Genomic DNA, 14,135 nt, shown 5'->3' with positions numbered 1-14,135 from the left:
ATAAGAGCTAGTATGTTTTTGCTAACTATCATTAAAATATATGATTTAGTAAGCAAATATTTAGTCATCATGAAATATAAAAATATAAACGAATATATTCTGTGACAATAAAAATTTAAAAAAACAAATAGATAAAGCTAATAAATTTAATACAAAAATATAAAATGTAGTTGTTGTCAATAAATATTTGGTTTAGCAAATATCAAAAATATACCACTTGCAATCAAAGTAATAACGAAAAATATATACATTTTATATGAATTTATTGTAGACTTAAATAGTAAGTATATAGAATATAAACTATTTATTTTTTTAAAAAAATATTTATTTAATTGAGAAAATTTTGTTAAAATAACTAATATAAATTAGACTGTTTATATTGACTAGCCATGACTTAGCTAATAAAAAACAAATGAAAACAATTCAATATATATATAATACATATATCTTTTTATAAAGAACAGTAATTTTTCACTATTAACTATTATTAAAAGCTTTTTAAAGTATATAAATACTATTGCAATGAATATAAGAATGTAAATATACCAGCAGTATCTTAAAAAACAAATATAAATTGCACTAAAAAATAGAGAAGCTAACTGTTTAAACACTCAGTGTTTTACCAAGCATCTTAGATATTTAACTAAGTGTTTATTTTGTTAAATAATACTTTTATTAATCCTAATCTTTGCTGGACAAATATATTATAAAATTTTCCATTTTTATAGTTAAAAATTAAATTTTATATGCCTCATTAATTATTACAACAAATAAAATTGGATCATCTTTTTAGAAATTAGAATAATACTTTTATAGATAAATAGGCTAATTTGATGTATTCTTTTTCTTGATCATAAAAATTTTTGCCTTATTTTATAATTTTAAGATAGCAATTGGCGATAGTTATCATATCTATGTTGTGATAGCTTATGATTTATTTTCTGAAGGATAGGCCATATCTCTAGGATTAACCAAGCAATCAAATTCTTCGGCAGACAGAAACCCCAAATTAACGCAGGCTTCTTTTAAAGTTATCTTATCAACATAAGCTTTCTTAGCTACTTTTGCTGCATTATCATAACCGATATGAGGATTTAGTGAAGTTACTAACATTAGAGAATTATTTAAGTAATCTTCAATTTGATACCTGTTAGGCTCAATACCCAAAACTAAATGATCTGTAAAAGAAGAACAAACGTCCGCTAATAATCGAATAGAGTTGAGAAGATTAAAAATTAACATGGGTTTAAAAACATTTAACTCAAAATTACCCTGACTTCCTGCTATTCCTATAGCTGAATCATTGCCCATCACTTGCACACAAACCATGGTCATTGCTTCGCATTGTGTGGGGTTGACTTTCCCTGGCATGATTGAAGACCCTGGTTCATTTACTGGTAATATTAATTCTCCCAAACCACAACGAGGACCTGATGCTAACCAGCGAATATCGTTAGCGATTTTCATCAGGGAACCTGCTAAAGTTTTAATAATTCCACTAGTCATTACTATAGCATCATGAGAGGCTAAAGCGGCAAATTTGTTGGGAGAAGAAACAAAAGGTAAACTGGTTAATTGAGCAATTTCATCCGCCACCAGTTGGGAAAAATATGGGTGCGTATTTAACCCAGTCCCTACTGCCGTTCCTCCAATAGCTAATTCATACAAATCAGGTAGAGTGCGTTGAAGGCGATCAATATTTTTATCAAGTTGGGAAATATATCCTGAAAATTCCTGTCCTAAACTTAGAGGAACTGCATCCATAAGGTGAGTTCTGCCAATTTTGATAATATCGTCAAATTCCTCCTTTTTATTTGCCAAAGCATTTCGTAACTTGGTCACCATGGGTAATAAATTACACTTAATTTTATCCACTGTAGCAATATGCATTGCTGTAGGAAAAGTATCATTGGAAGACTGGGACATGTTAACATGATCGTTGGGATGAATAGGATATTTGCTCCCTAAAATACCTCCCGCTAATTCAATCCCTCGGTTAGCAATCACTTCATTTACATTCATGTTGGTTTGAGTACCACTTCCTGTTTGCCAAATACTTAAAGGAAAGTGGGAATCAAGGTCACCTCTAATGACTTCATCTGCAGCTTGCGTAATTAATAGAACTTTCTCATAGGGCAATTTTCCTAAATCGTAATTTACCTTAGCTGCCGCCTTTTTCAGAAGACCAAAAGCCCTAATCATTTCTGGAGGCATAATGTCATGTCCAATAGCAAAATAACGTAGTGAGCGCTGAGTCTGAGCTCCCCAGTAACAATCATCTGGGACCTCAATAGCCCCTATACTATCAATTTCAGTTCGCATACCATCTCTTCATAAATGACTCTGAAATACATATCATATAACACTCCATAATTCTCCAGATCTACCGCTATAAAATCTGAGCTGCTCTTTTGTAATGAATCTATCAAATATTTTAATATAAATTTTATGAATTAAAATGCTAATAAGTGTGTAGTCTGTAACTTACTATTATTCTAAGCATTTACTATAAAGCAATAAATACAAAAATTAAAGCAATGCATGTAATTGATATTAACTTAGTTTTAATATTAAAAAATATCCGATTATTTACTTGCAGACTAACCGAAACACTACCTAATTAAAAGCTAATTCAAAGGACGCCGTGTAAAATACTTCTTATCTAAGTTAGTTTTTATTCAAATAAAGATACGAAGTTTACGGTGTTAGACAATTTTGTTATAGTTATTGAAGAAACTAATCCTATGTGATAATTACTCAATCTTTTTCCTGATTACGTTTATCTTAACTAAGAAAACTGTGTTCAATAAATGCCATCTTCTCCTGACTGAAGTCAATATGCTGCGCAGCTATTTGACTAAAGCAAAACAAAATTAAGTACAGCTTTTAAAGAACTTGTTAGTTTGATAGGAGAAATAGACTTAGTAGTTTTAGGTACTTCGTTATTCTGACGAAAATATTGAGTATTTAAGATTACTAGTTGAAGATAATACTTATAATTATCAACATGTATTTAATCAACAATATATTATTATTTATTTCGCTACCTACACAAAAGTAATTAGCTTAAATGGAGAATTCCCTATCTAATTAATATCACAACAATTTGATGATAGTAACCTAACTAATTTACACTGCCCATGAAGTAGAAATAGAGACGTTTATCTATGAGTAAATAATTTGTATTTACCTGAATCTAACATCGGTTTCTTTTGGAAAGAATTATTTTTATAATAGTTACTATGAAGAAATTAATATTTCTTATTGTCTTGCTAAAAAAGCTTTATTGTATAACTTCAATTCTCTCATTTGCAACATAAAATCAATGAAATTTACATACTGTCAGTTAGCTTGTATGGATTATAAAATAATTTTGATTATTATAGATTCCATGTTATTTTTACTGTAATCTATAAGGTATACAAAGCTCAACTACGACGATAAATAACTATTCCTGTTCGGATAGATAGTTTTTCTGCAAAATAATTTTTATACTCAACAAATATAGTAATAGGTATCTTTATGAGGAACTAATCACATGATAATTCAGTTACTACTAAAGTCTGGCATAATCAATCAGTAAGTTAACAAAAATCAAAGCTACATTACTGGGTAAATATAGTAAACAAAATAGAGTACAGACTCGTCTTTGTTGATATTAATTATGTGCAATAAACTATAGATATAACTTATAGGTTATATCTATAGTTTATGAGTGTCATATAAACAAGATTTATTATTAATTTTCGTTTTAAAATATTAGGTAATTATGAAAATTATATTATTGTAGATATGAGTGTTACTTTATTAAAAACCTTAAAAGATATGAATTTAATGAACAGAAAATGATGTTGCTATTCAACCTGACAAATTGAAATAGATTACGAGAACTAATCCATTACACAAAAATTTATGTATTATCTATATAGATAATATTTGTTATTAATATTTGTTGAGGAGTAAGCGTGTTTAATCAGTTAGTATTAAAGTTTAGATATAAAATAGACCAAGTTTTGCACCCAAAATCAAACAATATTGAAAAACTAAATCAAAATTCAGGAAATGACTCTGATAACATTAAGTTTTGTCAAAACAAAACCCAACTTAAGATCAGTTTTTTAGCAAAAACTCTCGGGGGTTTCCCTGAACTAGTTAGTTTATATCAAAGAATATCCCAAACCTCCATTGTTGCTATTAAACGAATAGTCTCTATAAACCATTATCCAAAGCTCTGTCTATTATTTTGGATTGGGCTGGGAGCTAGCAGCGGCACAATTGTCTTAGGATATGGCATGTACCAACTTGAAAATAGCATAATGGAACCAATTGAGGATGTTCTCACCTATGCTCCTCCTCAAACTTTGATTATTAAATCATCTGACGGGATTATTCTTCAAGAAGTAGGACCAGTTACTCATGAGCAACTAAAAATTTGGCAAATTCCTGAGCTTATTATTCAAGCATTCATTGCTAGTGAAGATCATCGCTTTGAAAGTCATCGAGGAGTTGATATTCATGGAGTTGTTCGTGCAGCTTTTTCCAACTTACTGGCAGGAGAAGTAGTGGAAGGGGGAAGTACAATCACTCAACAACTAGCACGCATTGTTTTCTTGAATCAGGAAATTAACATAACCCGAAAAATCAAGGAAATGCGTTTGGCTCAGAAAATAGAAAGAAAATTGACTAAAGACCAAATTTTAGAACGTTATCTTAATCTAGTTTATTTAGGCTCGGGAGCCTACGGTATTGCCGATGCAGCTTGGGTTTATTTCAGTAAACCCATTGATCAATTAACTATAGCTGAAGTTGCAACCCTAGCAGGGATTGTCCCCGCCCCCAGCGTTTATTCCCCTATTCAGAACAAGGCAGCTACTATTGGGCGTCGAAATCTCGTATTACAACGAATGAAACTCAAGGGATTTATTAATACTTCTCAAGCAAAAAAAGCAATTGCTGAGCCTATTATTCTAAAACCAAATAAACCAAAACGGCTACAACGAAAAGCGCCCTATTTCACTGATTATATTCAACTTCAACTACCGAAATACATCTCTAAAGAGGTGCTGCAACAAGGAGGAATTGTGGTCGAAACCACTCTCAACAATCAATGGCAAGAAGCCGCTGAAGCCGCTGTTGAAAAGGCCGTAACAGAATATGGCCCATGGCAAGGGTTTAAACAAGCAGCATTGACAGCAGTTGATCCGCGTAACGGACAAATAAAAGCGATGGTTGGGGGAGATGACTACAAAAATCATCAATATAATCGAGTTACTCAAGCTCAACGTCAACCAGGGTCTACTTTTAAAACGTTTGTCTATACTGCTGCAATTGCTGCCGGACTTTCGCCTGACCAAACCTTTCTAAACTCCCCCTATATAGTGGACGGTTATCGACCAGAGAATTATGGTGATCGCTATAGCGGCGTTCCCGTTTCCATTCGTAAAGCCCTCGCATCTTCATTAAATGTAGTAGCAGTTCAAACATTGGTGAAAGTAGGATGGAATCCCATCATTGAAGTTGCAAAAAAAATGGGTATTAAATCGAAGTTAAAACCGACTTATTCCCTAGCATTAGGAGCCTGGGAAGTTAATTTACTAGAATTAACCAGTGCTTATGGGACTTTAGCTAATCTCGGTGTCCATCAACGCGCTTACGGTATCGACCGTGTTCTTGATCGCCGTGGACAGATTCTATACCAAGCTAAATTTCCTCCTAAAGGAGTGATCGATTCCGACACTACTGCTGTGATGACTTCTATGCTACAGGGAGTAGTGACTGGGGGAACCGGCTCCTCTGCTCAGCTAGAAAAGCGACCGGTAGCAGGAAAAACAGGAACCTCTGATAAAGCCAGAGACTTATGGTTTATTGGCTATATTCCTCAGTTAACAGCGGGGGTATGGTTAGGCAACGATGATAATCGTCCCACCAGAGGATCAAGTACTACGGCTGCGGGTATTTGGAAAGAATTTATGCAAGAAGTCGTCAAAGATACCCCTATTGAGTCCTTTCCTCTTGTTCCTAATATAAAAGGACGTAAACCAATTATTAAGGCTGAACCCATTAGCCCGAAAAATAAATCAGATACAGTGGCTACAAGGTCTAGATCATCACGTTCAAGGTCTATGGTTAGCAACCATCGCAGGAAACAAACTGTAATTCACCGTCAGCGCGCTTACATTAATTCTCAACAAGCTGCTTCAACTAAGACAAAGGCTCAGTCAGCTACCCCATCGAGTACTTCCTCACAAACAGCAGTCACATCCCAAACTCCGTCCTCTGTTCAAGCTACATCCCCTGTTCCTAATTCTCTTGCTGCTCCTAGTGCGGCTAAAAAGCTTACTCCTACTCCTAAGACTGAATTCGTACTTCCGGCTCCCCCTGCGTCACGTAAAACTAATTAACCATCTGGGTTAGGAATCAGAAAATTTAACCCGTACAAAACATTAATGAGTAAATTAGATTAAGCAAAAACAAGTTTTTTGCTGATTTATATTTTTTATACTCTAATACACCAAAATATATTTTGGTATATAGCACCACACTAATATACTCTACACTTCTATAAGTTTAAGGTATTACATTGGTAAATCTATTTGATATATTTTTTGTGTATATTTTTTAAGTATAAAAACTGATATTTAAGAACAAACCCACCTTTCGAAGTGGGTTTGTTCTTAAATAAATCACACTCTAAGTCACTTAAGTGTTTATTGAGGTCCTAAACCAACTCTAGGCGCATAAAATGCATGATCACCTAACTCTTCTTCAATACGTAACAATCGATTATATTTAGCAACCCGTTCACTACGGCACAAAGAACCAGTTTTAATCTGCCCAGCACGAGTGGCTACAGCTAAGTCGGCAATAGTGGTGTCTGAAGTTTCCCCCGAACGGTGACTAATCACTGAACTGTACTTTTTACGGGTTGCTAATGCAATAGTTTCCAGTGTTTCGGTGAGGGTTCCAATTTGGTTGAGTTTAATCAAAATAGAATTAGCAACTCCTATATCAATTCCTCTCTGTAAACGAGTGATGTTGGTAACAAACAAATCATCTCCCACTAATTGAATGCGAGACCCCAAAGAATCAGTATGAAGTTTCCAGTGATCCCAGTCTTCTTCTTGCAGACCATCCTCAATGGATATAATAGGATATTGATCCGCTAATTTAGTCAAATACTTAACGAACTCCTGGGGAGAATGGGCTGACCCGTCATAGATATATTGTCCATCTTTATAGAACTCACTCGAAGCCACGTCCATAGCTAAAGCTATTTGTTCTCCAGGCTTATATCCTGCACGTTCAATGGCTTCAATCAGTAAATCTAAGGCTTCTTGATTTGATTTAAGGTCAGGAGCATAACCTCCTTCATCCCCTACGCCAGACAATAAATTACGTTCTTTGAGAACTTTACTTAGGGTCGCGAAAACTTCAGCTCCCCAACGTAACCCTTCCTTAAAAGAGTCAGACCCAATGGGCATCACCATAAATTCCTGGAAATCAACATTATTATCTGCATGGGAGCCCCCGTTAAGGACATTCATCATGGGGACGGGTATAACATTAGCTAAAGGACCTCCTAAATAACGATAAAGAGGTATCTGTAATTCAGCTGCTGCTGCTTTAGCCGTTGCTAAAGAAACTGAGAGAATAGCATTAGCTCCCAATTCTTTTTTATTAGAAGACCCATCATAATCAATCATCTTCTGATCAATAGAAGTTTGATCGAATGCATTGGTATTCAATAATTGGGGTGCAATTTTCTCTTTAACGTTACGGACAGCGCTTAGTACCCCTTTACCACCATAGCGGTTATAGTCATCATCCCGTAATTCGTGAGCTTCAAAACTACCTGTTGATGCTCCACTAGGTACTTGAGCGATACCAAATGCACCTGTGTCGAGAAGCACTTCTGCTTCGATGGTGGGGCGACCACGAGAGTCTAAAATCTCTCTAGCGGTAATAGCTTCAATGAGAACTTCAGGTTTGTTTAACATAAGTTAAGTCTGTCCAGTAATGGAGAAATCTGATTATTCGGTAAGATGTATCCTGACAATATAGCTATTTTTATCAAAAATAAAGAACACTTTTCTAGTCATTCTCTAGAATTGTCTTTCCACAATCGCCACATTTACCTTATCAAGACTCGACTCTAATCGCACCCCCATTCTAACAATACGTTCAAACAAATGATTTGCCTTCTAAACTTGTTGCCAAATATTTTAAAGTCTATTATGGAAAATTCCAGTTTTTAGATTAGAACTTAAGTACTATTAATCACAAATAAGGTCATTGGCAGCCATTAAATTTATAATAGCTGAATCAATATTGTCAATTATTTCAAACCTTTAAACTACAAATTAGATTACTTCTTTTTTAGATTTCAGTTAATAATCAATTCATTGATAGTACTTTCAAAGTTTGTTTAAATTACCACTGAGTCTGTATTGATAGTGGAGACCTAGTGACATTTCAATTATTTTTTAATTTATACGTTGATATTAATTTAATTTCATGAAACTGATCCAGTATTGTCGGCAATGCGATTCATAGACAGGGTACGGCTAATAAATTTGTCTTACTAGTTTGTATTTTTCTAATTTCAAGATAGTAATTAAACAGAGAGTCTTCCATTCCAGTTCCTTTTGATTAACTCCTCAAATACACTATATATATAAATTTTGACGATACACAGGAATATTAACTATTTTAGCTTAGTAAATAAAACCATAACCGTCCGTAGTCGCACTAGTTTAGTTGAATGACTATGAAGGCTTATTCATCAGTGTCCTTCACTTCTCAAAAATGAGATAAACATAGTTGTCTAGTCTAAATTGTTTTTATACCTTGTTGTCAAGAAGAAACCTAAAAAATTATATTTCTGATATATATATTATCATAATACACATATCAGAAATATAATCTAAACCATTAAACTCTTATTTAAGATTTAGTTTAATATTTAAGTTCAGTTAACTAATAACAATCAGCCCACAGCTACGATAGCTGATGTTCGTTATTTAACGGCAACACTCAACTTTTATCGTTAGAATACTCATCGTCAGAGGCATTTATACTATCTTTAAATTCTCGTAGTGTTTTCCCAAAAACAGAACCAATTTCAGGTATTTTTTTAGGTCCAAAAATTAATAAAGCAACAACGATAACAACTATTACTTCTGTCCATCCCAATCCAAACATATTTTCTCCAGATACTGCAACAATCGATTATGTTTAATTAACAAATTGCTTCTACTATTTTATACTAGAAAAACATTAAATTCTAAAGAATAATATCAGATTAACGTCTTAACATAATGCTAGAATAGCTAAGGCTGCAATAATTGAGTTTGAGGCTAGTGAAAAATTGCTTGGATAAATCTTACCTTGTGCAGTATTTATTACCAACTATCCGAAAATCTTAGCTAGTAGGCAGTATGCTAAACATTTCACCAGGTTCTCTTCGCTCCCAACTCAATCCCTTGATACGACTACTCGCTGATGTTATTCAATGTCATTGGGAACAGTATTTATCTTTAGTCTCCTACGAACTACCCGACGGGTTAGAATTTTTAGAAGGAAAACTTGAGGGGAAAGAAGTAGTGATTGAAAATCGATGCTATAAAACTTCTCAGTTCCGTAAACTTCATTTGGAGCTAGCAAAAGTGGGATCGGAATTAAATATTCTTCATTGTGTGATGTTTCCTCATCCGAGTTATTCCCTACCTATGTTCGGTTGTGATATAGTAGCGAGTCCTAAAGGAATAAATACGGCAATCGTAGATTTGTCTCCTGCTAACCAAGAACTAACTCTTTCTTCGGAATACCACCAAGCTCTATCCAAATCACCCGTCTTGAAGTTTTCTAAATCTCGTGGATTACCCGAGTGGGGCGATATTTTCTCTGACTATTGTTTATTTATTCGTCCAACTGACCGAGAGGAAGAAACTCAATTCTTATCCCGTGTGGTTGAATTTTTGAGGATTCACTGTCAAACTGCGATAGATTCTAAAACTGTTTCAAGTAGACAGCAAATGTCTAACTTAGCCGGACAGCATTACTATTGTGCAAAGCAACAACAAAATGATAAAACCCGTCGAGTCCTAGAAAAAGTTTTTGGTAAAAAATGGGCTAATAAATATATGACTCAAGTATTGTTTGACTCACCTCCTCAAGATAAATAAACTCCTACCACTGTCTCTTTAGGGACAGCAGTAGGAGTTTTTAATTAAAAGCCCATGGTTTCCTACGGAGAATTCATTAAAGGAAGTATTTTAGAATGAATGAGAAAGCCAGACTATTAGAAGCTATTGCAGGAAAAAATAGAGGTTTATTAGCAACAGAAATAGATCGGGTAAGAGTTCTCTCAGCCTTAGAACAGTTAGAAGATCATAATCCCATTCCTCAAACCCTAGGAGCAAAAGAATTACTTGATGGGAATTGGCGGTTACTTTATACCACAAGTAAGAGAATTTTAGGATTGGGTCGCTTTCCTGTATTGCAATTAGGACAAATTTATCAATGTATACGCATGGCTGACGGAAAACTTTACAATATTGCTGAAATTATTGGAGTTCCTCTTTTAGAAGGACTAGTAGGTGTCATGGCTAAGTTTAAAGTTGTTTCTGATAAACGAATTAATGTTAATTTTGAACGTTATATTATTGGTTCTCAAAGGTTATTAGGATATCAATCACCTAGCCAATTAATTGAAGATATTGAAATAGGAAAAAAGTTTTTTCCTCTAGACTTTAGCCTCGAAAGTCAAGAACAACAGGGATGGTTAGAAATTACTTATTTAGATGATGATCTTCGGGTAGGAAGAGGGAATGAAGGAAATATATTTATCTTATCCAAAGAGAAAGGGATTTAGATGATTTTGAGTTTTAAATTATTTTTATATATATTAAATAGATATATTTTTTATGTTGATTGCCAATATTTTGATATTTATTCTGGAATAAATTTAGGCTCTTCTAACCAGAATAATATAAATCAATAGTTAATAATTTATATTATAAATTCATATTCATCTTCCTTGTAAAGCTAACTTTAGCTTGTGTTCTTTTATAAATTTTTTTTACTTCACTTAACTAAATGTTTTTTGCTCTGATCCTCAGAAAAATTCTTAGATAGAAAGACTATATTAGCTAATCTGCTTGTACTAAAATGATGATATAGAATTAACTAGTAGCCCAAATAAACAATAAATTAAAGTTGGAATTGGCTGATTAATAAATTATCGTTTCAATTAACTTTAATTTGTTATTGATACCTTCCGTTATTATTTTATTAAAATAGACAGTAATTTTTTAGCAAAAAATATAAGCCATCTTTTTCTAAATCAATTAATATTTCTTATACTCTACAGTATTTTATTGAAAATTATTTAAACATAAATCGTCTTTTTATTTAATCCGTGCGTTGTTAAGAAAATCAAAAACGTTTTATGTACCTGATCTCCTTTATTCTTATGCTTGATTCTTCTCGCTTTTTAGATAAAGTATATTTATTCTTATTTAACTCTGCTAATATTTTAAATTTTTGACTCTTCCTTTCAATCCCTACTTATTTACGCTCGTCTACTTCTTAGCATTAAACATCTTTACCTCTAAAACCGTTAACATTTTCATAGATGCAGCATGAGAAAATTTAACATTGCCTTATAAGGAGAACTTGAAATTACAATGTTTGATACCCAATCGGTTTTAGAAGTCTTGCGTCCAATTCAAGATCCTGAACTCCAAAAGAGTTTAGTAGACTTAAATATGATTCGTAATGTAATTATTGATGGCTCCCGAGTCAGTTTTACTCTGGTTTTAACTACTCCGGCTTGTCCTTTAAAAGAATTTATCGTTAAGGATTGCCAAAAAGCTATTAAACAGTTACCAGGAGTAACAACTGTTGAAGTAAAAGTAACGGCCGAAATTCCTCAACAAAAAATGTTACCAAGTCAACAACACGTCGCCGGAATCAAAAATATTATTGCTATTTCGAGTGGGAAAGGAGGTGTCGGTAAAAGCACCGTTGCGGTGAATATAGCTGTTGCTTTAGCTCAAACAGGAGCAAAAGTTGGTTTGCTAGATGCTGACATTTACGGTCCTAATACTCCGATTATGTTAGGATTAGCCGACGCAGGATTTAAGATAGAACATATGTCCCATGGGGAAGTACCAGAGCCTGCCTTTAATCATGGAGTAAAAATAGTATCCATGGGCTTTTTAATTGATACTGATCAACCCGTTATCTGGCGTGGTCCAATGCTAAATGGCATTATTCGTCAATTTCTCTATCAATTCAGTTGGGGAACTTTAGATTATTTAGTTGTAGATATGCCCCCGGGAACTGGAGATGCTCAATTAACTCTCGCCCAAGCAGTTCCTATGGCAGGCGCTGTTATTGTTACTACTCCTCAAACAGTATCTTTATTAGATGCTCGTCGTGGGCTAAGAATGTTTCAACAATTAGGGGTTAATGTCCTGGGATTGGTGGAAAATATGAGCTATTTTATCCCTCCTGACCTACCTAATCGCACTTATGATATCTTTGGTTCAGGTGGTGGAGAAAAGGCTTCTATAGAATTAAATATCCCCTTACTTGGCTGTATTCCTCTCGAAATTGCCTTACGTGAAGGAGGAGATCAAGGAATTCCGATTGTTAAGGCTGCCCCTGAATCGGTTTCTGCTAAAGTATTGACCTCAATTGCTCAACAAATTGCTGCAAAGGTATCGGTAGCAGCCTTAACCTAAGTTAAAAAATTATTTCAAACGGGGAGTTATCCTAGATAATGCCTAGACTTGCTAAAAAACGACGTTTACCTTTCTGGTTATATAACTTAGCCAAAGTTGATTGGCTGTTAATATTTTTAGTTGTAGGTTTAACTAGTGTAGGAGGGTTGATGATCCGCAGTACCGAACTTCTAGAAGGATCGGTAGACTGGTGGCAACATTGGGTATTTGGATTAATAGGGTTAATGATTACTTTGATATTGGCCTGTTGGAGATATGACCCCCTTATACAGTTACATTGGGTAACTTACACTATCACCAATATTTCTCTCATCGCGGTGATTATCATTGGAGTAGCAGCTAATGGGGCGCAAAGTTGGATTAGTATTGGTAGCTTTAACATTCAACCTTCAGAATTTGCAAAGGTCGGTCTGATTATTACCTTAAGTGCTCTTTTGCACGAAAAACAAGCAACAACAATCTCAACTGTCTTAAGAATTTTCGCAGTAATGGCGGTTCCTTTGATACTGATCATGTTACAACCAGATTTAGGTACAGGATTAGTTTTCACCGCAATTACCTTAGGAATGTTGTATTGGGCAAACATGCACCCAGGATGGCTCATTTTAATTCTATCTCCCCTAATTTCTGCAATATTAGTCAATATATTGCCGTTGGGTTGGATTATTTGGGTAGTGATTATGGGTTTAATTGCTTGGTTTACTTTGCCCTTGCGTTTTGTTTTTAGCATGGGAGCAGTCGCTGTTAATATAGCAGCAGGGCAGTTGAGCGGTATGTTGTGGAAACTACTCCAAGATTATCAAAAGGATCGTTTAACTCTTTTTTTAGAACCAGAAAAAAATCCACTCGGTGGGGGCTATCAGTTGATTCAGTCCCGAATTGCTATTGGCTCAGGAGAATTATGGGGACGGGGACTACATAAAGGGACTCAAACCCAACTAAATTTTATTCCTGAACAACATACTGATTTTATTTTCGCGGCTGTCGGAGAGGAGTTCGGTTTTATTGGTAGTATTTGTGTTTTGTTTGCCTTTTGGTTAATTTGTTTTCGATTAGTAGTTATTGCTTGTCAAGCTAAAGAAAACTTCGGGTCTTTATTAGCTATTGGAGTTTTATCAATGATCTCGTTTCAGGTTGTTGTCAATATTTGTATGACGGTAGGTTTAGCTCCTATCACGGGTATCCCTTTGCCATGGTTAAGTTATGGTAGATCTTCCTTGCTAACTAACTTTATTGCTCTAGGTTTAGTAGAATCTGTAGCTAATTATCGTAGTAATAAAAGGTCTTAGTTTTTAAATAAAAGCTATTGACTTTTATTTAATGAATATACTTCAATACCCTTCATTCAATAAATAAAACAAATGTATTTTAAAAATAAATTCACTT

General features: G+C 34.1%; 8 protein-coding genes. 5 read left to right on the top strand and 3 right to left on the bottom strand.

Going from position 1 to position 14,135, the window contains the following annotated elements; all coding sequences use genetic code 11:
• Window positions 1-927 precede the first annotated feature (927 nt).
• The gene (gene fumC, locus OXU93_RS02155) at window positions 928-2,322 is read right to left on the bottom strand and encodes a class II fumarate hydratase (protein WP_267384201.1); all 1,395 of its coding nucleotides are present in this window, start codon (window positions 2,320-2,322) and stop codon (window positions 928-930) included.
• A gap of 1,643 nt (window positions 2,323-3,965) precedes the next feature.
• On the opposite strand from fumC, the gene OXU93_RS02150 reads away from it, so the two are divergent.
• Complete coding sequence (locus OXU93_RS02150; protein ID WP_267384200.1) at window positions 3,966-6,401, top strand: transglycosylase domain-containing protein; 2,436 nt, start codon at window positions 3,966-3,968, stop codon at window positions 6,399-6,401.
• Window positions 6,402-6,707: 306 nt separating this feature from the next.
• On the opposite strand, the gene eno is transcribed toward OXU93_RS02150, so the two are convergent.
• Window positions 6,708-7,997, bottom strand: coding sequence for a phosphopyruvate hydratase (eno, locus tag OXU93_RS02145; RefSeq protein ID WP_267384198.1), 1,290 nt, complete (start codon window positions 7,995-7,997; stop codon window positions 6,708-6,710).
• Window positions 7,998-9,033: 1,036 nt separating this feature from the next.
• Window positions 9,034-9,201, bottom strand: a complete 168-nt coding sequence (gene tatA, locus OXU93_RS02140) for a twin-arginine translocase TatA/TatE family subunit (RefSeq protein WP_267384197.1) — start codon at window positions 9,199-9,201, stop codon at window positions 9,034-9,036.
• Window positions 9,202-9,437: 236 nt separating this feature from the next.
• Between tatA and OXU93_RS02135 the strand changes: the two genes are divergently transcribed.
• The 4 genes from OXU93_RS02135 to rodA all read left to right on the top strand — a co-directional run bounded on the left by OXU93_RS02135 (window position 9,438) and on the right by rodA (window position 14,038).
• Entirely contained in the window at window positions 9,438-10,184 is a 747-nt protein-coding gene (locus OXU93_RS02135) for a phycocyanobilin:ferredoxin oxidoreductase (RefSeq protein ID WP_267384196.1), read from the top strand.
• Window positions 10,185-10,279: 95 nt separating this feature from the next.
• On the top strand, window positions 10,280-10,873 hold the full coding sequence (locus tag OXU93_RS02130; RefSeq protein ID WP_267384195.1) for a PAP/fibrillin family protein: 594 nt from the start codon (window positions 10,280-10,282) through the stop codon (window positions 10,871-10,873).
• Between the two features lie 814 nt (window positions 10,874-11,687).
• Window positions 11,688-12,749: an Mrp/NBP35 family ATP-binding protein gene (locus OXU93_RS02125; protein WP_267384194.1), complete on the top strand. Its 1,062-nt coding sequence runs from the start codon at window positions 11,688-11,690 to the stop codon at window positions 12,747-12,749.
• Between the two features lie 38 nt (window positions 12,750-12,787).
• Window positions 12,788-14,038: a rod shape-determining protein RodA gene (gene rodA / locus OXU93_RS02120; protein ID WP_267384193.1), complete on the top strand. Its 1,251-nt coding sequence runs from the start codon at window positions 12,788-12,790 to the stop codon at window positions 14,036-14,038.
• Window positions 14,039-14,135: the final 97 nt, after the last annotated feature.

Source organism: Cyanobacterium sp. uoEpiScrs1, assembly GCF_947331815.1.
GTDB lineage: Bacteria > Cyanobacteriota > Cyanobacteriia > Cyanobacteriales > Microcystaceae > Rippkaea.
Note: the sequence above shows the minus strand (reverse complement) of the source record. Positions and strands in the feature narration are given on the sequence as shown.

Coding starts and splice junctions, on each gene's coding strand:
- fumC (WP_267384201.1), bottom strand. CDS start 2,322: ATGCGAACTGAAATTGATAGTATAGGGGCTATTGAGGTCCCAGATGAT.
- eno (WP_267384198.1), bottom strand. CDS start 7,997: ATGTTAAACAAACCTGAAGTTCTCATTGAAGCTATTACCGCTAGAGAG.
- tatA (WP_267384197.1), bottom strand. CDS start 9,201: ATGTTTGGATTGGGATGGACAGAAGTAATAGTTGTTATCGTTGTTGCT.
- OXU93_RS02135 (WP_267384196.1), top strand. CDS start 9,438: ATGCTAAACATTTCACCAGGTTCTCTTCGCTCCCAACTCAATCCCTTG.
- OXU93_RS02130 (WP_267384195.1), top strand. CDS start 10,280: ATGAATGAGAAAGCCAGACTATTAGAAGCTATTGCAGGAAAAAATAGA.
- OXU93_RS02125 (WP_267384194.1), top strand. CDS start 11,688: ATGTTTGATACCCAATCGGTTTTAGAAGTCTTGCGTCCAATTCAAGAT.
- rodA (WP_267384193.1), top strand. CDS start 12,788: ATGCCTAGACTTGCTAAAAAACGACGTTTACCTTTCTGGTTATATAAC.